Below are 21,330 nucleotides of genomic sequence, written 5' to 3'. Positions count from 1 at the left end.
CGATAAAACCGGGGTTGCGCTGCGTTCATACCCGACAATTTGTGCGGTCCCGAATAGCTCTCAAATTCAGACCGCACATTTTCTGCGGTGTGAAAGCAGCATCAATTTCCTCCATGCGCGGTTATCGATGGCGCAGATCGGGATCGACCCGGCGGGGAGGATGTGTTGATGCGCAGCAAGCTGTTCGTACCCTGCTCGCGCCCCGAGTTTTTCGACAAGGCGATGGCGAGCGCGGCGGATGCGCTATCCTTCGATCTGGAGGACTCGGTGCCTGCGAACGGCAAGGCGGCGGCGCGCGAGCGGCTAGCCGCGTTTCTCGCCAGCGATGCCGCGCGTGGGAGCGCCAAGCGGATCATCGTCCGCGTCAACGATCCCGCCGGTCCGGATTTCCCGGCCGACCTCGATGCGATCCGGAGCTGCCGCGTCGATATGATCAACCTTCCCAAGATCGAGGATGCGTCCGGCGTGATCGCCGCGGCTTACCGGATCGACGCTCAGGCAAGTCTGCTCGTGAACATCGAGACCCCGCGCGCAGTGATGCACGCAGCTGAGATAGCGAACGCCCATCCGCGGGTCGCGGGGCTGCAGGTCGGCCTCAACGATCTCTTCGCCACGCTTGGCGCCGATCGCCGCGATCCGCGCAACGTGCATGCAGCGCTATGGCAGATCCGGCTCGGCGCAGCCTCAGCGGGCGTCTTCGCCTGTGACGGTGCCTGGCCCGATCTTGCCGATGAAGCGGGATTCCGTGCCGAGGCGGAGATGGCGCACGCGCTCGGCTATATCGGCAAGAGCTGTATCCACCCGCGCCAGATCGCTGCCGCCAATGAGGTATTCGACCGCGCTCTCGATCGCGCTGTGGCACAGCGGCTGGTCGCGGCAGCGCAGGCCGCGGCGCTGGACGGCCGCGGCGCGTTCCTGTTCGAAGGGCGCATGGTCGATCGGCCGATGATTGCACAGGCGCAGGCCCTGCTCGCCGGAGACGACGCATGACCGCCCGCCTTCTCTCATCGCCACTGGCTGTGCTGCTGCTGATCCTGGCCTGGATCGCTCCGGCAATGGCCGGCACCGGATCGCCGGTATCGAGCAAGGTGACCGCCCTGCCCGCATTGCCCGGCGCGGGAGCGCAGGCCCGGCTGGTCAGCGTGGACGGGCGACCGGTCGTGTTGGACGGGCAGCGCGGGTTCCGGCTGTCCGCGGACAAGCGCCGGTGGGAACCGTTGCGCGCAGACGCGCTCGCCGGTCTGGGCGAGATCACCGCCGCCAGTGACGGCAGCCGTACCGTGCTGATCGCAGACCGTGACGGCGTTGCCGAACGGATCGTCCGGTTGACCGTTGCCAATGACGCGCTTGTCGCCCAACCGCTACCGGCCCTGCCCGTCCCGCTGCACGCGGCGCAGGCGGCGGTCGGCGGGGACAGCATCTGGCTGGCCGGACTCGCCCCCGACGGCGCAGCCCGGCTGTACAAGGCCTCCTTCTCCGCCCCCGGGCGCTGGGCGGCGCAGGCCGCATGGCCGGGCAGCGCCGCGCCCGTCGCGCTGGGCGCGCAGAACAAGGGCGTGTTCGTGACGCTGGCGGACGGCGCACAATGGCGCTGGTTTTCCGACAAGGGCTGGCGCGCCGGGGCAAAGGCGCCGGCGGCGATCGTACCGGGATCGACCCGCGCAATCGGACAAGCTTATCTCCTCTATCTTGGCGCTGGTGCGGACGGCACGACGCGGCTCTACAGCTACAGCGCGATCACCGACGCATGGGCGGCGCTCGGCACGCCGCAGCCGGGCTCGCCGCGTGCCGCCGTCAGCTACGGCGATGGTCTGCTGGCAGCGCGGAGCGGCACGAACGGACTCGAATTCGTCGCGACCGAACTGGTCAGCGAACGCCAGTCGCTGGCAGTGCTCGATTGGCTGATCATCGGCGTCTACATGTTCGGGATGCTGGGCGTCGGTTTCTATTTCTACCGCGGCGCCAAGAACGGATCGTCCAGCGAATTCTTCCTGGGCAGCCGTTCGATCCCGGCCTGGGCGGCGGGGATCAGTATGTTCGCGGGCAGCATCAGCTCGATCAGTTATCTCGCCATCCCCGCCAAGGCGTACGAGACCAACTGGCAGTACATCATGTCGAAGATGTCGACGATCGTCGGCCTGATCTTCGTCGCGATCATGATCGTGCCATTGTTCCGGCGGCTCAATCTGGTGTCGGTGTTCAACTATCTCGAAACCCGCTTTCACCCTTCGATCCGCCTGTTGTCGAGCGCGCTGTGGATGCTGATGCAGATCGGCGGGCGGATGGGCATCGTCCTGTTCCTGCCTGCGATGGCGATCGGCACGATCACCGACACCAATATTGTCGCCTGCATCATCATCGTCGGCATCTTCACGATCATCTACACCGCGCTGGGCGGGATGAAGGCAGTAGTGTGGACCGACGTGTTCCAGGTGATGGTGCTGACCGGCGGCGCGTGCTTCGCAATCGGCTTCATCGTCTACCAGCTCGGCCTGATGCCGGTCGTCGAAACCGCACGCGCGTTCGAAAAGACCGACATGGTCAACCTCAGCTTCGACATCACCCAGCCGACGCTTTGGGGCTTCCTGATCCTGGTACTGTTCGACGTGGTGCTCACCTTCCCCAAGGATCAGGTGCTGATGCAACGCGTCCTGGCGACGCCGTCAGAAAAGGAAGCAAGCCGGTCGGTCTGGGTGTTTGCGGTGGTGCTGCTGCCCAGCGCGTTCATGTTCTACATCATCGGTACCGTGCTGTTCGCCTATTACCGGGAAAACCCCGCGCAGCTGAATCCGATGCTGCCGATCGACGCGGTGTTCCCGGCGTTCATCGGCACCGAGCTTCCCGCCGGGATCACCGGCCTCATCATCGCAGGCCTGTTCGCTGCGGCGATGGGCACGCTATCCGGCATCATCAACTCGGTCGCGACGCTGCTGTCGGTCGACTTCTATGGCAAGTTCCGCAATCCGACCCAGGCGCAGACGGTCCGCTTCGCCGAATGGATGAGCGTGGTCGTGGGCCTGATCGGTATCGGCATCGCGATCATCCTGTCGCGGATGGACATCCATTCACTGCTCGATCTCACCATCGAACTGTTCGGGCTGCTCGGCGGCAGCTGCGCGGGCGCCTATACGCTCGGCATGTTCACCCGCCGCGCCAACTGGCAGGGGGTGGCGATCGGCATCGTCGCCGCCTCGCTGCTGACGCTGGCGGTGTGGATCTTCGGGTTGATCCATCCCTATTGGTATCTCGCCCTCGCGATCATGGCCTCGATCGTGATCGGCTATGTGGCGAGCCTGCTCTTCCCTCCGCCCAGCCATTCGCTGGAGGGCCTGACCATCTACGATAAAGCGCGTAAGCAGGCGGCCTGACGGGAGAGAGACGCTATCGACATCAACTTTCTGCGCACCTTTGTGGCCGTCGTCGAGCACGGATCGATGGCGGCGGCCTCACGCGCGCTGACGCTCAGCCCCTCTGCAGTCGCGCAACAGCTTCACGCGCTGGAACGCGAGCTCGGCGCACCGCTGATCGTCCGCGTCGGGCGTACCGTGCGGATGACCGAGCAGGGCGATCGTATCCTCGCGCAAGCCCGGCAGTTGCTGCGCGATGCAGCCGATCTGCGCAGTCTCGCGCGCGACGGGGACCTCAGCGGCGAGTTGCGGTTGGGCGCCTGCACCACACCGCTGATCGGCATGCTGCCGGGGATTCTGGCACGCGTCAGCGCCAAGTTTCCGCAGATCAACGTCTATATCCAGTCGGGCAACTCGGCCCAGCTCTATGTCGAGGTGGAGGCCGGAAATCTCGACGCGGCGTTCGTGCTCGAAGCGCCCCACGCCCTGCCCAAGACCTGTGAGTGGCGCGTGCTGCGCGAGGAACAGCTGGTCGTCCTCGCTCCGCGAGCGATGGCGGACCGCGATCCGCTGGCCCTGCTCCGCGAAGAGCCGCTGATCCGCTACGACCGCAACCAATGGGGCGGCAGGCGCGCCGAGGAATATCTGCGTGCCTCCGGCATCGTTCCGCGCGAGCGCTTCGAACTCAACGCGCTGAACGCGATCGCCATGATGGTCGACCGCGGCCTCGGCGTGTCGCTGGTCCCTGACTGGATGGCACCCTGGCCGGAGGGGCTGGACCTCTGCCGCCTCCCCTTGCCCGGCACCCCGGTCGGTCGCCGCATCGGCATCGTCTGGTCACGTGCCACGGTTCGCCTGCGCCTGGTGGATGTCCTGCTGGATGAGGTCGAGAGCGAGCAGTAATAGTCGTCCGCCGGAACGTGGAACGGCCGTCGCCCCGCCAGGCTAGAGGCGCAGATCAGCCGGCGAGCTCAAGGGTGCTGGCCCGCAACCGCGACCAGGGCCTCCTTGAGCTTCGCACCCGCGTCGGCATCGATGGTCTGCACGGTCCGTTTCCCCGTGAAAGGATCGGTCTGATGGAATCTGAACTCCTGACCGGCGAGCGGTTTGGAAATCAGGTCCGCGATCATCACTTCACGGTGACGATTATCGGCATTGGCAAAGGGAGCGATCAGATCGACGAGCCAGATCTGATCACCGCCCTTCCATTCCTCAAGCGTCAGCCGGTTTTCGGGCTCGATCATCCCGCCATCAAGCTTCTTTGCAGCCTCAGGCGTGCATTTCGCCCACAGTGCCAGTCCCACGGGACGCTCCCCGTCGCGAAAGAGGTAGAATTGCTGATGGATCAGCGCCGGCATCACCAGCCATTCAAGGTCACCAATCGCCAGCGCGCGATGCAGCGGTGACTGCGTCAGCAGCCAGGTCATCTCACCCAGAAGGTGGCTGACGGTCGGTGCCTGCGAAGGCGCGGCATCCTTTGTCGATCCACCTGGCTTATTCTTGTTCATCACGCTTCCTTACGCCGCATTCACCGCCAGCAGATCCGTACCGGACTGACGCTCGGCCCAGCGCGATGACAAGCTGCCCTCGCTCATTCCGGCCCCGAAGCCGTTCATTGCCTGAACAAGGCGGGACGCGGCAAGCGCTGCAGCAGCCGCGTCCGGCGCCAGTTCCGGAACCGGTGCCTGTACCTCGCCGGTTCCAGCACGTGCCGAACTCGGATCAAAGGCCATGGCGACGTTGCCGATCGTGGCCGTGACCCCGTTCGCCCATTTGAACGTCGCGGTCGAAAGCGGCAGGTTGTCGCCCATGCCGCCCGTCTCTCCGCTGGACGTCGCGCGCAGGTTGATCTCGGTAATGCCGAGGTCCGCGAGCGACCGGAGCTCGTCCGCCTGCGACACGCCATCGCCATTGCGGTCGGCCCAAATCTTGAGTTCGCCGAACCGGGTGTCCTTGGCGTCGATCTTGCCGTCTCGGGAACTGTCGAGCACCGACAGCCCGTCCCATGCGCTGGTCGCCCCGTCCTTCTCTGCCAGGAATGACAGCTCCGACGCGTGGGTGATCGAACCGCTGCCGTCACGGTCGATGACGAGCATCCCGTCTCCTCCCGACGCCCAGCCGGTATTGTCGGCAACGCCATCGCCATCCATGTCGAACGCAGCGCGCGTACGGTTCGCGCGCTTCGCCTCAAGGCCGTCGCCGTCGAGATCGACCAGGATCGTCGACAGCAGCCCCACGGTGCGGTCATCGAAGGTCATCATGGCCGCCGCCGCGATCTGACCGGCATCCGGGTTCAGGATTCCCTTTGCATAGCGCGGCGTGACGCGGGCCGCAGTGGTGTTCCCGGTAACTGAGTAGATCCGCGCCTTGCCCCGCCAATGGCTGTCCTGGAACTCGATCGCGGGAAGCTTCGACATCGGGTTGAACGCCAGGCCGACGTCCAGCAGCGTCCCGCTCGCGCCGTTGGTGCGGGTAAAGCTTCCCTTGTTATAGATGATATTACTGCCCGGGGTGGCGGCCTCGCCGGTCGGCGTTCCGGTCAGCGAGATCGACACCACCCCTGCCTCGGCGAGGCTCAGCAGTTCACCGGCATCGGTCAGGCCATTGCCGTTCGCGTCGCGCCACGCGCGAAACTCGACGAAGCGGGTATCGGCGGCACTGAGTTTGCCGTCACCGTTGCTGTCGAACGCCGCCAGGCCTTCCAGGTCGGTCTTTGCACCCACCTTGTCCTTGACGAACGAGATCTCGTCGATCCCATCGATCCTGCCGTTGCCGTTGCGGTCGAGCGCAAGCAGCGCGTCTCCCGTCTCGATCCAGCCGGTCTTGTCCGCCAGGCCGTCGCCATTCATGTCGAACCGCGTCTTGCTGTCGGCCAGCGAGACCAGGCCCGCATTGTCCCCGTCGAGGTCGAGAACGATCGGAGGGGCAATTTCGGCCTCGCCCGGCAGCGCATCCTCACCCGGTTCCTCCGGATCGAAGGCAAAGCTCACGTCACCGATCAGCCCGGTCGTGCCGTCCATGCGCTGAAACTCCGACGTCGCGAACAGGAGGTTACCGTTGCTCAGTTCCTGGTTCGTCAGGTTCAGCGTGAGGTTCAGGCTCCGGATCCCGAGCGAAGACAGGGAGAAGAGTTCGCCCGCCTCGCTGATCCCGTTCTGGTTCGCGTCGCGCCAGATCTGGAAGCGGTTGAAGTCCGCGTCACCCGCATCGAGGAAGCCATTGTTGTTCGAATCCCAGGCGCGCAGGCCTTCAAGGTCGGTGACGGCCCGGTTGTCATCCTTCGCGAAGGACAATTCGCCCGCATCGTCGATGACGCCGTTGCCGTTCCGATCGAGGACCAGCAGGCCATCGTCGGCACCGACCCAGCCGGTCCGGTCGGCGACACCATCCTCATTCATGTCAAAGCGCACGTTCGACGTATCCGCGTCGACCATCTCGATACCGTCGCCGTCGAGATCGAGGATGATCGGAAGAACGTACGAATTGCCGTGCTTGAGGAAGATGATCTCGAACGACTGCTCCCCGCTCGCAACCCCCGAGGCATCGGTCATCGTGGCCTTCATGTTATAGACGAGCTGATAGCTCCAGCGCCCGCCATAGACAGGATGGTAGCGGATACCGCCCTCCCATTCGCCGTCGCCCGGGGTGTTGAAGTACAGGTCCCCGCTGCTCCAGTTCACCCAGACCGCAGGATTGCCGTTGTTGTCGATGTCCGAGCTTCCGCCCGGGCTGAGATACTGTTCTACGGCACTATCAAGCCTGACGCTGTAGCTGGACGCGAGCGCGCCGGTTTCCGGATCAGTGCCCAAAATCTGACCCAGCCAGCCGTTCGACTGATCGTCACGAACGATGAACCTCCGCCGGGTCGGATCGAGTATGGGCCCTTCGTTCACATCGGTCACACTGACCGTTGCCGTCGCATAATTGGTATGTACGCCGTCCGTCGCTTTCACGCCCAGATTGAAGGTCGCGCGCGAAGGATCGCGGCCCAGATAGACATACTGCCACTCAGGGATGCTCCCGCCATAGGGATCGGAAGGGTCCTGAACCCAGACCTCCTGCCATTCATAGACCGAGATCAGTTCCTCATAGTCGACCGAGCTGGAGGTCAGATAAATCCGCCCCGTAGATCCCTCGATCGACCAGATGCCATTGGTGTAGGATCCATCGGCGAAACTCCAGCTGACAGCCTCTGTTTCCAGGTTGGTCAGCATAAGCGCATTCAGGTCGTGATAAGAGGCCGGATCCTCTTCAGTCGGGTTGGGATAGGGTGTGTAAGACCCCTCGGCCCGCGAGATCGATACGTTGCTCAGGGTGAAATTCTCGTTCACATCCTGGATGAAGATGTACGTCGAGGCCGTACCCGATGCGAGCTGCCCGTCGCTCGACTGGACCGAGACGGTTCCGACGAGCGCCTCGAGGATGCCGTCCCCGTTCCAGTCATGGACGGTGTAGCCGGCATTTTTGAACCACTCGAAATTGAAGTCCAGGCCCGGGTTGAAGCGGACTTCGTTGCCGCTGATGTAGAACCAGTTGTGAGGGTTGCCACCCGGCGCGAACTGTAACGAAGGCGCGGTCCCGTCGGGATCATAGTGGCCGAACGTTGCCGCCACGACATAGGCATTGGCGGGGTTCGCGCCCAGGCCGGTCTCGTGGAAGTAGTTCCCCCAGCTGGCGTTGTTGATGACCGGCGTTTCGTTCTTGTTCTCGATCAGCACATTGTAGGTGAACGGATCCGACTGGGCGCCGGACGCGTCGACCGCGGCGAGGGTCAGCGTCGCGATGCGGATCTCCATGAGGCCGTCGCCATCGGTGTCGTAGTAGAAGCCGGCATCCTGCCCGTACTGGCCGAGCGTCGCGCGCAGCCAGTCGGCCGTGAAGTTGGGGGTATTGAATGCCAGATGACCGCCGGCGATCGTGAACCAGCCATTCTGATTCCCGCCCAGGATGGCAAGCGTCGGTGTTGTCTCGTCCGGATCGCTCAGTGTGAAGCGTACGATCAACTGCCCAGCATGCGCGGTCTCCCCGGCGAGGGTTTCCGAGAACAGGTTCTGCGCTTCCACGACCAGGTTGTTGGGCCGCTCGTTGACGTTCGAAATGAAGACCTGAGTCAGCGTGTCGGAAGACACGAGCTGGCCGTCATTGGCCCGTGCATAGACGTTCGCGATGTGCGCATCGAGCCGCCCGTCGCCATTCCAGTCATAGATGCCGAAACCGGCAGCCCTGAGGGCCTCAAAATCGAAGTTCAGGCCCGGCTTGAGCCGGATCTGATTGCCGACGACGTGGAACCAGTTCTGAGCCGATGTCAGTTCGAGCGTGGGCACGTTGCCATCCGGGTCGCTCAACCCGAGCGTCGCTACAACGACATCGGCGCTGGCCGGATTGGAGCCCAGCCCCGTCTCGTCGAAGAAGCTCCAGCCGCCGCCCGACGGCGCATTGGGCGCCTCGTTCACATTGTTGACGCCGATCGTGAAAGTCTGGTCCTTGTACTGGCCAGAAGCATCGGTCACGCGCACCGTCACATTGTGCCCGGTCGCGGCTTCATAGTTGAAGTTGGTGCCCGTCGCGCTGATGAGGCCGGTGATCGGATTGATGGTGAAACGCCCGCCGGCATCGTCCTGAAGCGAATAGGTATATTCAACCTTCTCGACCGTCGGCTGGTACCATTGGGCGCTATAGCCCGCACTCGCGCCGTAATAGCTGAAGAAGCGCAGACCGGTCTCCGTCGACGTCGATCCGAAGCGGAAGGTCGCGGTGATGTCGATCTTCTCGCCGGTGACAGTATCAAATACCCCGCCGAACGCCGAATTGTCGATCAGCGCATGGCCATAGGGAAGGATATAGGCTTCGATCCGGTACCAGCGGTCCTGCACCAGGCTCGAGGAATTGCCGGACCAGAAATACGGATTCGGGTTCGAAGCGCCCGAGATCATATTCTGAACATCACCGGAAGTCCCGAAGTACAGAATATGATCCATATTGTTTTCGGGCTTGAAGTAGATCGTGAACTTATAGGCTCGTGAAGTATCAGCATCGCCGGCGCTCGCCCAAGGCACGCCGCCGCCATACTGTCCATCCGCCATGTTGTTGCCCGTTTCCATCACCGCCACCGGCGTCCCGCCGGGTCCGGTGACGGTGATGATACGAGCTTCCGCCGGACTCATCTGAGGCAGGTTTGCAATCGCCGGAAAAGATTTACGAATCAAATCCTTGTCTGCAGAGTCGGGGTCAATCGGAACGACCACGCCGACGCGCATGCCATCCGGATTGGTCGTCGGGGTGAATTCGCTGACGGTCGGCGCTGCCGCCGTACCGAGCCCGCGCAGCGTCATGCCCGTCGGAGGCGCATTGATGACGACCGTCGTAGTTGCAGTGGACGACGCCGCGGTATGCCCCCCTTCGCTGGCGTACGCAGTGACGACCAGTTTCAGATCCTGGCTCCATCCCGCAGGCGCATTGACCCTGAGACCCTGCGTTTGCGCGGGGAGCAGTCTCCACAGCCCCGAAGCAGCGTCATAAGTCCCGGCGCTCAGGCTCACGCCCTGAGGCACGCCCGCGATCCAGATCTCCTGATATTCGGAGCCATCCCCATCCGGGAAGGAGACATTGAGCGCGAGCGCAATGCCGCCAGCCTGGCCTGCATTGCCCTCCCCGCCCGCGAACTGCGTGATGACCGGCGTATCTGCGACCGGGTTCACATCGACCCGGAACACGATCTGCGAAACCGCGCCGTTCGCGTCGGAGGCAAGCAGCGATATCCGCGCAAGCCCGTTCCGGTTCGCGACCGGGACGATCGTCAGCGTGCGCTCGCCTGCGCTGTTCGGCGCGCCCCAGCTCATCGAAGCGATGAGCGACGCTCCTTCAATGAGCTGCGAGCTGATCTGGATACCGGCGTTGGGCGTCGTATCGTCCGTCGCCTTGACCGTCAGCACAATCGTGCCGTCTTCGTTGACCACCTGATCCGTGATCTGCACGAGCACCGGGCGCTCGTTTCGTGCCCAATGCACCTCCCAGTTGACGCGGTACGCCGCATCATTGGCGAGCATGGCGTTGTGCGCGGCAAGGGTAGCAGGCTTGGTCCGCCCCTGCATCAGAGCCACAAGGGCTTCGACGTTGATATCCTTTGCCGTCTGCGCACCCGCCCCGACGAAGTCGATCTTGGCGCTGCCGCGCTGCTCGGTGCCGAGCTGATACCAGCCGACGATGCGTGCGCTTGCGGTCGAACCGATCACGCTGACCAGCACGTCGTCGCCGATCCGCTCGAACCAGAGATCCTCAGCGTTGATCGCCTGAACAGCATCCTGGAAGCCCAGGATGTCGGTTCCCGAAACATCGAAATTGTCGATGGTGTCGGCCCCGGTCGTGCGCCCGACGATATAGGTATCGTTGCCTTCGCCGCCGACCATCAGATCGTCATCAGCGCCACCGTCGAGAATGTCGTCGCCATTCTCTGCGTAGAGCTGATCCCGCCCGTCGCCACCGCGCAGCGTGTCGTTGCCGTTACCGCCATAGAGGATGTCGTCGCCGAGCCTGCCTTCGAGCAAGTCATTGCCATCGCCGCCATACAGCGTGTCATTGCCGCCGTCGGCACGGAGAAAATCGTCGCCGCCAAGGCCGTGGAGCGTGTCGTTCCCCTCCCGGCCGAGCAGCCGGTTGGCCGCCTCGTCACCGGTGAGGGTGTCGGCGAAGTTAGTCCCCCCGAGACCTTCGATGCTGGTGAGCAGATCGCCATATTGATAGGCAGTACCGGGTTCGTGCGGGAAGGGCCGCGCCGTCAGATCGATGCTCACACCGTGGGTGAATTGGGCATAGTCGGCAAAATCATTGCCGGAGCCGCCGTCTATACGATCCCAGACCGCACCGCCGTCCTGGTCCATGACGAAGACATCATCACCAGCCTCACCATAGGCCAGATCCACACCGCTCCCGCCGATGATGAAATCATCGCCGTCACCGCCCCATAGGCCGCCGTCGGCGACACCTGTTTCGCCGATGGCGTAATCATCGCCGTCGCCACCCTCGAGATGGTCATTCCCTGCGCCGCCAAGGATGCGATCGACCCCAGCGCCGCCGCGCAGCGTGTCGTCGCCATCGCCGCCTTCGATGACATCGTGCCCCGCACCGCCGTCGACCGTGTCGTTTCCGCCATAAGCATAGATCAGGTCGCGACCCTGCTGACCCGTGATCGTGTTAGCCGCGCCGTCGCCCTCGGCGATGTCATCCGCGTCCGCGACGGCAATCGTGATGCTCTTCTGGATCGAATGAGGGTTCGCGCTGCGGTCGGTCGCGGTGACGACGAGAGAGACCATGCTGCCGGCCTCATAGTCCAGCGCTACGCCCTGCTTCAGGCGCAGGACGTTGCCGACGATCTCGAACCGGTCATCCGAGACGGAATAGACGTAGCTGCCGTTCGCCAGCGCGGCGATGTCGGGATCCAGGACACCAAGCGAACCAATCACCACCGCTGGCAACGGAGTGCCGGCTGCAACACGGTCGCGCTCGGCAACGGATGTGACCACCGGCGTCCATTGGACTGCGGTCGGTGCCTCGTTGACGTCCTCGATACGGATCGACGCCGTTACATCCCCCGGCGACGCAAGGCTGCCGTCGGTCGCGCGTACTCTTACGTTCAGCGTGACTTCAAGCAGTCCGTCACCGTCGCTGTCCGACGCCGCCAGACCTTCGCCATACAGCGTCTCGAAGTCCGGCGTGTAGCCGTCAGCAAAGCGCAGTTCATTGCCGACGATCTTGAAACGGCCCTGGGGATCGGAGACCAGCTCCAACGCAGGCGTCGTGCCATCGGGGTCAGCGACGCTGAAGCGTGCGACCCAGCTATTGGCGAGGCCGGAACCGGCTTCAGCCACCATGCCGCGGCTTTCCGTGAGCAACGGTGTTCCTGGCGCTTCGTTCACGTCGCGGACGACGACGGTGAAATCCTGCTCGAGCGTCGCACCAGAGGCGTCGCGCACCCGCACGCGGATCGTATGCGATGCCGCAACCTCGCGGTTGAGCTGGGCAGGATCGTTGACGGTGAGCCATCCGATGCTGGAGATCGTGAAGATGCCACCCGCATCGTTCGCAAGCGAATAGGTAAGTGCATCGCCCTCGACGTCAGTCGCGGCGAAGCGGCCGATGAAGCTGCCCGGCTGCGTCGACGAACCCGGGGCCTGCTCCTCGATGCTGAGCGTATGCCCGCCCTGTACGACCAGGTCGCGCGGCGCATCGTTCACCGCCGCCACGGTCACCTTGACGTTGACTGCGACGACTTGGCCGTCGGCGTCTTTCGCAAGGATGGTGAAGGCGTCTTCGCCGTTGAAGTCGGCATTTGGCGTGTAGGCGAACTGCCCGGTGCCCGCATTGAGCGACACGGTGCCGTTCGCCGCCTGCGCCTGCAGCTCGTATCCGGTGATGTTGTCGTCGTGATCCACGACGCCTGCGCCAGTCAGCGCCGTCGGATTATCCTCGGTCGTGCTGAGTGTGATGGCACTGGCGGTCGGCTTGGCCTTGCCTCCGGCATGCCAATAGGCGGCCGCCTGCGTCTTGATCGCATCCGGCATCGCATCCGGAGTCGCCACTTGCGTCGCCGTCATCGCGCTGATGAGCGGCGCAGCATGCGCGAGGAACAGCGTGTGAGTGGCCGTCGAGACCGAATGCATGACGGTCGGCCAGGATGCCTGGAAATAGTTCTGAAGCCAGATCCGGTCTGAAGTTCCGGTGATGCCGATCAGAAGGCTGTTTCCAGACCGGCTGAACCAGACCTGGTCGAAGTTCACGGATCCGCCGAGGACGATCTTGTTCTTGCCGGCGAAGTCGACGATCGTATCGGGGCCAAATCCCGCCTCGAAGACATAGACGTCGTCACCGTCACCGCCGGCAAGCGTGTCTATACCGGCGCCAGCGGTCATCGTATCGTTGCCCGCGCCGCCATCGATATAGTCGTTGCCGCGGCCGCCCACGATAACGTCGTCGCCTTCTCCGCCGTAATAGCCGCCGCCCTCACTGCCCCCGGTCAGCGTGTCATTACCGTCTTCGCCATAGAGCTCGTTGTAGCCTTCGCCTCCATCGAGCCGATCGTTACCTGCGCCACCGTAGAGCGAGTCATTACCGCCCCCGCCGGCGATCGCGTCGTCGCCGTCATCGCCATAGAGCCTGTCAAGGCCCGAGCCGCCGATCAGGACGTCGTCGCCACCTTTGCCATAGATGAGGTTGCTGCCATCGAGACCGTCGATGCGGTTGGCGCCGTCGTCGCCCGTCAGCGTATCGCCAAAGACCGATCCGGTCAGATTCTCGATACCGGTCAGGATATCGCCCGCTGCGTCACCTCCGGCCTGCCCGGTCGTGGTGTTGCGCAGATCGACCCGAACCGCCGCCGAGGAACGCGCATAGCGCGCGGTATCGCCCCAGCCGGTGACGGTCGTAGCCGAATGAGCGCCCCCGTCGATCACATCGGCGCCCGCGCCGCCTTCGATCACATCGTCACCGGCCCCGCCCGACAGCGCGTCGTTCCCGCCGCCGCCGCTCAGGACATCGTTGCCGGCGCCACCATCGAGCTGGTCCGCCAACGCGCCGTCCTGACCGACCAGCAAATCATCGTTCGCGGTCCCGGTCAGCAGCGCCCCGCTGCTCGCGGTCAGGATGCTGGCAAGCGAAACCCCAAGCCCGTCCCGGAACTGGAGCGTCTCAATCCGGCTGTTTGTCGTGAAATGGTTGCGAATGGTGATCTGGCTGGCCGCCGACCCGCCGTAACGGACGATCAGATCGTTGCCGCTGACGATGAAGCTGAGATCGGAAAGGCTGATCCCCGGCCCCATTTCGAGCACATCGTCCCCGGCATTGACCGTTGCGTCGAACTTCTCGCGGGTAACCTGCTGTCCATTGGTGCGGGCAAATCCGCCAAGCCAGCCTGACTGGATATAGGCCGCAGGTGCGGGCTGCGGCGGTGCCGCGCCGGTCGGTGCAAAGAGCGCGGAATCGTAGATGAGCTGGCCCGACGGGTCCGTGATCTTCAGGCGCCAGTAATAGCGATCAAAGAAGCCCGGCTGGAGTTCGCCGGTCGACTCCCAGGTAGCGGTGAAGCCGTCGGCAAGCGCTCCGGCCGCGGTGACCGCTTCCTGAACGACGAAACTGCTGTCGTCGATGATATCGGCGCCGTCCGAGACGTTCCATACATAGGTGTCATCGCCCTCGCCGCCGAGCAGCGTATCGTTGCCCAGGCCACCGGTCAGCTCGTTGTCGCCATCGTCGCCGCCGAGCAGATCGCCGCCGCCGCCGCCCAGCAGATTCTCGATCCCGTTATACTCGTCACCCGCAGCATCGCCGCTGTTGGCCAACGCGGCCGACAGATGCGCGCGCACCGCCGATCCGGACGAGGCGTAGGAGGCCGCGTCGAGACCCGAGCCGCCGATCAGAACGTCCTTGCCGGCACCGCCGTCCAGCACGTCGTTGCCAGCACCGCCATAGAGGACGTCGTCGCCGAGCTCGCCCTTCAGCGTATCCGATCCGCTGTTGCCGGCCAGGATGTCGTCGCCGCTGCCTGCTGCGATCACGTCATCGCCCGCGCCGCCGGTGATCCAGTCGGCAATGGAGGTGCCGGTGAGCGGCGCGGCGGCGGTACCGTCGGCAAGGTCAGTGCCTGCAATCAGATTGGTCGTGGAAATGTCCAGCACGCCGGTCTGGTAGAAGGCCAGCTTTTCGATCTGCCCGGGCGCCGCATACCAGTCCTTGAGCGTGATGCTGTCGGTGAATGAAGAAACCGACGAGAATTCGGCATTCTCCTGACCGATCGCCAGCACCAGATCCTTGCCGTCTGCCGACTTCGTCAGCACCACGTCCTGAATATTGATACCCGGCGCGAGCTCGATCGTGTCGACGCCGCTGTTCGTCGCGATGGCGGCGCCGGCAGGCGGATTGAAGACGCGGAGTGTCTTCGTCGCGCGATCGAAATCGAACTGCCCGAACCATTGCAGGTCGGGCTTCTCGGCCGTCCCGACATTCTTGCGCAGATAGACGCCGCCCGGACCGGTTACCTCACCGGTCGCGCCGTTATAATGATAGCCCCCTGCCTCGTTCCACTGGCCATTGATCGACACGGTCTGCCAATGGTCGGCATACTCGTCGAACATGACGTCGCGGCCGTCGCCGCGGGAGTATTTGAAGGTGTCATTTCCGGCACCACCGACCACGACATCGCCGTCTCCGCGGCCGCCCGAAAGGATGTCGTCCGCTTCACCGCCATAGAGATCGTCGCCGCCGCCGTCGCCCGACAGCACGTCCTTGTCCTTGCCGCCGAGCAACTGGTCGACGCCCAGTCCGCCGATCAGCAGATCCTTGCCGTCATGGCCCGCGACCATGTCGTTGCCGGTGCCGCCATTGCCGATATCGTCACCACCGAGCAGAAGGATCGCGTCGTCGCCTGCGCCGCCATAGACGAAATCATTCCCCTCGGTGCCGATCAGCACATCGTTGCCGTCGCCGCCGATGATGAAGCTGGTGATGTCGCCGATCCGGATCTCGGTGCCATCGATGAACTTCAGCCATTCCACACGCTTGAAGCTGTTGGCGAACCAGTCCTTGACGGTGATCTGAGTGCCTGAGAAGACCTGAACGCCGTCCTCCGTCTTCATCACGCGAACGAGCAGATCGTCGGCGTCGGTGCTCGAGCGGGCCAGATGGATATCGCCCATGTCGATGCCGGTGCCAAAGACGATCGCGTCCTCGCCACCCGCAATCACTTTGCCCGAAACGCCCGAGGCCGTTCCCGTCCAGTTCTTGCTGATTGCGCCGGAAAGAAGGCCCGCCATGCGCTGGCTGACATAGTCGCCGCCACCGGCCTGTGCCGCGGGAGTGCCTTCCGCATCCTCCTCGATGATATCGGCACCGTCGCCCTGGCGAACGATATACTGGTCGGAGCCGACGCCGCCCTTGAGGTCATCGCCATCGCCGACACCGCCCGCGAGAATGTCGTCGCCCGCGCCGCCGGTCAGCGTGTCGGTGCCGGCGCCACCCTCGAGCCAGTCGGAGCCTTCGCGGCCGTGGAGCGTGTCATTGCCCGCGCCGCCGTCGAGATAATTGCCGTCGCCGCCAAGCCCGCCCATCTGCGACCCTGCGTCGAGCGTGTCATTGCCATCGCCGCCAAGCAGCCAGTCGTCGAGCCGGCCGCCATAAAGGGTATCATTGCCGATGCCGCCTAGGACGTTGTCACCGCGATCGGAAGCTTGCACGATGTCGTCGCCGTCACCTGCGTCGATGCTCGCGATTACGTCAACTTCGGTTGCTGTACCATTATGCGCCGCTCCATTAACGATAAGGCTCGCGTTGACCGCACCGGATGTGGCAAGAATCCGAGTTCCAGAAAGACTAATCGTGTCGTTGCCCGCGGTTCCTTCGATCAGCGTATGCGCAGATGCCTCGATTTCATCATAGGCTATCGTGCTGATCATGCCTTCAGCATCGTAGATGATCCAGGAGCGCTCATTGCTCGCACTATTCAGGATAAGTCCGACATTTGAAGCTGCGACGGCTGTTCCGCCAATTTCTCGGTCCAAGGCTACGTCGAGCCATACCGAAAAGCCGCCCGTCCAGTCTGTACTGGCGCGGCGATGAAGGCCGAGTTCGCGCGCGCGCTGCAATGTGATCGTCCATCCAGCAGAGAAGCTGCTGTTCGGCTGTGCGGCGATCATCGCCAGGATGCGTTCCGGGTCATCGAGGAACATGCTGTAGTCTTGTGCGACCGCAATATCGCCGGTCAGTGTCTCCAGCGAGAAATCACCGTTCGATCCAGACTGGTTCGCTCCCGAGGTGCCGCTCGCGTTCGCCAGATTTGCGAGGATCGCTCTTTTAACGATGGTATCGCCCGCAGCCATTTGCCCGATCATGCTGCTCAGGCCGAGATAAGTACCATGTGCAATCAGGCTTGCGGCGCCGTCCGTTCCCTTGAAGCGGGCGGAGATTGCGTTCGTGTCCTGTGTTGAAAACGCCCGATAAACGAAATCGCTTTTGCGCATGCCGTAGTTTCCGACCTGCACAGCGTGTGCGTTCAGAAGCGTCGAGCCGCTGGCCGCAAGGACAGAATTGTAGCTCTCGGCAACAGCCGATGCGAGCTTGATAGCGGTTTCCTTTGAACCTCCCTTTCTCGCATATGCATTGGCGACGACGAACTCACCCTGGGATTCATTCCATTCAACATCGGCGCCTGAGCGGGGCGTGCCACCGAAAATCGAACCGATCAGGCCACCGATCAATTGCCCGACAAACGACCCGATTACGGCGCCCACAAGGGTTCCGAGCGGCCCTCCCAATGCGCTGCCGAGCAGCTTTCCAATCAGCTTGCCGCCTACGAGAGAACCGACAGCACTGCCCACGCTGGCGCCAAGCTGCCCGCCGATGGTATCGAATGTCGCGACCTGACTCGCGAGTTTCGATCCGATAAAGGACCCCGCTACGTTCGCGACGTTGACGGTGCCGAGAACTTCAGAGAGGCTCATTGTGCGATTAATCAGCGCCGGAAGCGCCTGGATGATTGCGCTGACATAGGCACCGCTGATGGCCTGGCCAAATTCTCCGAGCGTCCCGTCCAGGCCGAGCGCATCGAACAGTTCCGCGGTCAGGAATGATGAGAGTGCGCCGACCCCCGCTGACTTGAGTTGTGCCAGCAGATCCTCAGGGAGGTTGCTGAGCGCCTCGTCGATTTTCTGTGAACTGCTGAACTTCCCTTGTCCATTTGCGGTGGAAGGATTGTTGATGAAATTGTCTGCGAGCTCCCCCAAATTGGCCGTGACGGTGCCAAGTAGCGCGCCAAGACCGATCTGAGCAGCGACACTTTTGCCTGCGAGCTGCTTCCCAAGCGCGGATCCAAGGATTCCGCCGAACTGCTCGAACGTGATCAGCTGTTTGGGATACTCGATCGATATCTCGGGATCTATTCTGCCGAAATTCGCCCGAACCGGACTGCTGTTCACTCGCCGTTCCGTCACCGTGGCATCTCTGCCTACGCGCGTGATGGTTTGTTCATACGCGAAAGTCTGGCCTGGCCGGTAGATCAAGACCTGCGTCACGGCGTCGCCATAACCTGAGCCGCCGTTCTCAACGTGAAAGCTCAAATATACGGTCTTGGTGCCGTCGGCTGCGATCGAAACGCGACTCTCGACCGGCCCGTCTGGGTCGACTAGGCCTTCCGTAGGATAGAAGGTGCCCGGCGCCGTACTGGCGACCCGCCCCCCCAAGCCGGGGATCTCCAGCAGCTCGGCCACGCCCTCCACGCCTAGCAGGTCGTTAAATACGTACTCCGGTTGCCTCGTGCGCTGGGTAACGGTGAACTGGCCATCGCCGGTCGCCAGGAAGAACGCGTCCCCGTTCCGCCGGACCGTAGTGCCATTCGCAGCTGTGTACACGATCTCGACTGGGTGATCGACGCCGTCCCGGCTCAGATAGCGTACCGTCGACCCGTTCGACATCGCGTAGGTGACCGATCCGTCCGCCCCTCGCGAGATGGTGAAGGTGGGCGCGCCGGGTCCCGCGTCAAACGCTCCGACGGGGCGACCGAACTTGTCCATGACGAACGTACTGCGAGGCCGCTCCGTGTTCTCAATGGCAAATGAGTAGAATGACCCGCCAGCATCGGCGATAATGTGCGAGGTACCGACGGGCGTGTCGGACGGCGTGAACGTGCCGGTGATGCGGTTTGGTATCGTCTTCGGCAGAAACACCGATTGGTAGCGGCCCGGCCCCGCCGCATAGACCGTCGAGAGCCAACTCAACGGAGTCTGAGTCTGCTGAGCGATCGATGCCAGACTGTCATTCCCGCTGTAGGAAACGAAAATCCCGTTGTTGCGGGTGACTTCGTCGATCTGCTGCTTGAGGGCATTCATCTGACTATCAAAGTCACCAAGGAGACTGGCGGGAAGGGCCGCTCGCTTGGCATCAATGCTTGGCTGCCAGCGCTGGAGCGCGTCGACATAGTCGAGCGCGGAGGTCAGCGAGAGGTAGGCAGCATCCCCCGCTGCCACCCGTCCGAAGACGGCGGCATTGATCATCGGCCGCTCGTTGCCCGACTGGCGGACCTGGGTGGTGAAGGCCAAGATGACATACGCCTCTTCGAAGCGTCCAGCCTTGATTGCCTGGTTAAAGGTAGCCGTCGTGATCCCATTGTACACGGCGGATAGGATAACCGCGCGCTCAACCGACTCCGGAATGCCGTCGAAGATTCGTGTGACCTCACCCTCGTAGTTCAAGCTGTCTGCGGTGACTTGGAAAAGCCGCACCGCTTCAGCACGCGTGATACGGAAACCGGCGCCATTCAGTTGCGTCATCAACTGCTGGGGCGTGACCCGGCTTCCCCGTGCATCATAGCTCTCAAGGATCGCGCGGACTTGCGGCGAGAGGGCAATGCGAGCCGCCCCGAAACGCTCTATGAAATGCCCGCGCTGATATACGAAATCGAAGCCGAAACCGATGACCGGTCGGTTGTCACCGTCATACTCGGCATTGAAATTGGTGGCCGTCCCGATAAACGCTGTCGCCTGTTCAAGCGCAGCGATCATTGCAAATCGAAAGCCTTTATAGTCTCTGGGCAATGCATCCAGCGTCGCTCGCAGCCGCGCCCGATCTTGCGTTCCCGCGTACATCGGCGACTGCGCCAGTTCCTGATAGAGTCGTTCGAATGCCGCGCCGTAGTCCGCGGTGCTGTTGGCGAGATTCTGATAGCGACCACCTGCGCGGTTCCGGCTGATTCTGGGCATTATTCAGGATCTTTCCGCAATGTCCCGCAGGACGCATATGTAGCCTTGACCGAGCCATCGCTCAGCCTTGCAACCCAACCGGATCGCGTTGCGAAATAGGTCGCGTCCGGCGTGCGCCCGAACCGTATCCCCCGCAGCGAGACGGGCTCGTTGAGGACCGGTTTCTCACCGCCACAGGACTGACAGTAATACCAGGTTCCGACACCCGACGGCCCGGATGTCTGTTCGAGAAGCCGGTCGAAATCGACGTAAGCCGTCTTGCGCTCAGCAATTTCTGCGGCGGCGGCATCAGCCTTTCCGCCAGTTGCCAGAAACGTCAGCACACTCATAAATGCGCGAGTGCGCCCGTCTTTTATCAAAGAGACGTATGGATCTTCATTTTCCCCTGAAGACACCTGGTAACAGAAGAAATTTCCCATTGACTCTTCTGGCCAGCACTTGTCCCGGTCTTCAAAATAAGCAACGTCGCGGAGAACTTTCTGCGGCCCGCTGCCCAGATCGACGTTCGCATCGACATCCGTCATCACCAGAGCGATCCGGCCGTCCCCGCGCGGCAGCTCCGTCGTGCTGTAACGAGCCTCGATTACACGGCGATCGTTCCGTATATGCTGGGGTTTGGCTGGGAGGAGCGATCCACGCGCTTCATCGCAAAGCTGAGCTTGCGACCAGTTTGCTCCCATACCGCAAGCTTGACTGCTCAAGGCAGAAACCAAGCATGCGAGCGCCCGGATCCCAAACTGCCTCATTGTCCTCGCCCCCGTTTGTTTCTCTCGAGGCGGTCAAGTCGCGCATGTGCTTCAGGAATACCCGGCGCCCCCGCTCCCTTTCGCACCGACATGACTTGGCCGCGCACCTGACCAACCGGGGGAACGTAGACATAGGTCACATTCGGGCTCGTCGCAGCGGCACGGCGGTAGAGCGCCTTCGCGCGATTGATATCCCTGGTGACGCCGCGACCTTCCTCATAGCGTATTCCCAATTCCAGCTGCGCATACTTATCCCCCGTCTGCGCACGCATCGCGAGAGATTGAAGGTCGGGATCGGCGGCGCCCGGCGCGAGCGGAATGCCGGCATAGGAACCGGTCGAACAAGCAGAGAAGAATGGCGCGGCAGACAGCAGGATGAGCGCCGCGGCGGCGCGACGGAAACTCCGGCTGAGACAGCCGCCCCCTCTCATATCCGCTCCCTCACCCAAGTCGTTTCGTGCAAGATTCGACTATGCCCAACTCAGCTTGCCGCGCTCTCGC

General features: G+C 63.0%; 7 protein-coding genes. 3 read left to right on the top strand and 4 right to left on the bottom strand.

The window, feature by feature from the left end; translation table 11 throughout:
- The first annotated feature begins 168 nt into the window (after positions 1-168).
- The 3 genes from AC07TU_RS09245 to AC07TU_RS09235 are packed head-to-tail and all read left to right on the top strand — an operon-like array spanning position 169 to position 4,250.
- On the top strand, positions 169-990 hold the full coding sequence (locus AC07TU_RS09245; protein ID WP_495187608.1) for an HpcH/HpaI aldolase/citrate lyase family protein: 822 nt from the start codon (positions 169-171) through the stop codon (positions 988-990).
- Positions 987-3,368, top strand: a complete 2,382-nt coding sequence (locus tag AC07TU_RS09240) for a sodium:solute symporter (protein WP_495187607.1) — start codon at positions 987-989, stop codon at positions 3,366-3,368. The genes AC07TU_RS09245 and AC07TU_RS09240 overlap by 4 nt, the downstream gene beginning before the upstream one ends.
- Before the next feature lie 15 nt (positions 3,369-3,383).
- Entirely contained in the window at positions 3,384-4,250 is an 867-nt protein-coding gene (locus tag AC07TU_RS09235; RefSeq protein ID WP_495187674.1) for a LysR family transcriptional regulator, read from the top strand.
- Positions 4,251-4,318: 68 nt separating this feature from the next.
- Here the strand turns inward: AC07TU_RS09235 and AC07TU_RS09230 are convergent, their stop codons facing one another.
- The 4 genes from AC07TU_RS09230 to AC07TU_RS09215 all read right to left on the bottom strand — a co-directional run bounded on the left by AC07TU_RS09230 (position 4,319) and on the right by AC07TU_RS09215 (position 21,260).
- On the bottom strand, positions 4,319-4,855 hold the full coding sequence (locus tag AC07TU_RS09230) for a toxin-activating lysine-acyltransferase (RefSeq protein ID WP_495187606.1): 537 nt from the start codon (positions 4,853-4,855) through the stop codon (positions 4,319-4,321).
- A 9-nt stretch (positions 4,856-4,864) separates the two neighbouring features.
- Positions 4,865-20,083 carry an SPM autocatalytic domain-containing protein gene (locus tag AC07TU_RS09225; RefSeq protein ID WP_495187605.1) on the bottom strand — a complete coding sequence of 5,073 codons (15,219 nt, stop codon included), beginning with the start codon at positions 20,081-20,083 and terminating at the stop codon, positions 4,865-4,867.
- Complete coding sequence (locus tag AC07TU_RS09220) at positions 20,083-20,607, bottom strand: hypothetical protein (RefSeq protein ID WP_495187604.1); 525 nt, start codon at positions 20,605-20,607, stop codon at positions 20,083-20,085. The genes AC07TU_RS09225 and AC07TU_RS09220 overlap by 1 nt, the downstream gene beginning before the upstream one ends.
- A gap of 218 nt (positions 20,608-20,825) precedes the next feature.
- Positions 20,826-21,260, bottom strand: coding sequence for a hypothetical protein (locus AC07TU_RS09215; protein WP_495187603.1), 435 nt, complete (start codon positions 21,258-21,260; stop codon positions 20,826-20,828).
- Between the last annotated feature and the right edge of the window lie 70 nt (positions 21,261-21,330).

It is taken from the genome of Sphingomonas sp. GW821-FHT03E12 (assembly GCF_059420685.1).
This window is presented reverse-complemented; position numbering and strand designations above follow the sequence as displayed.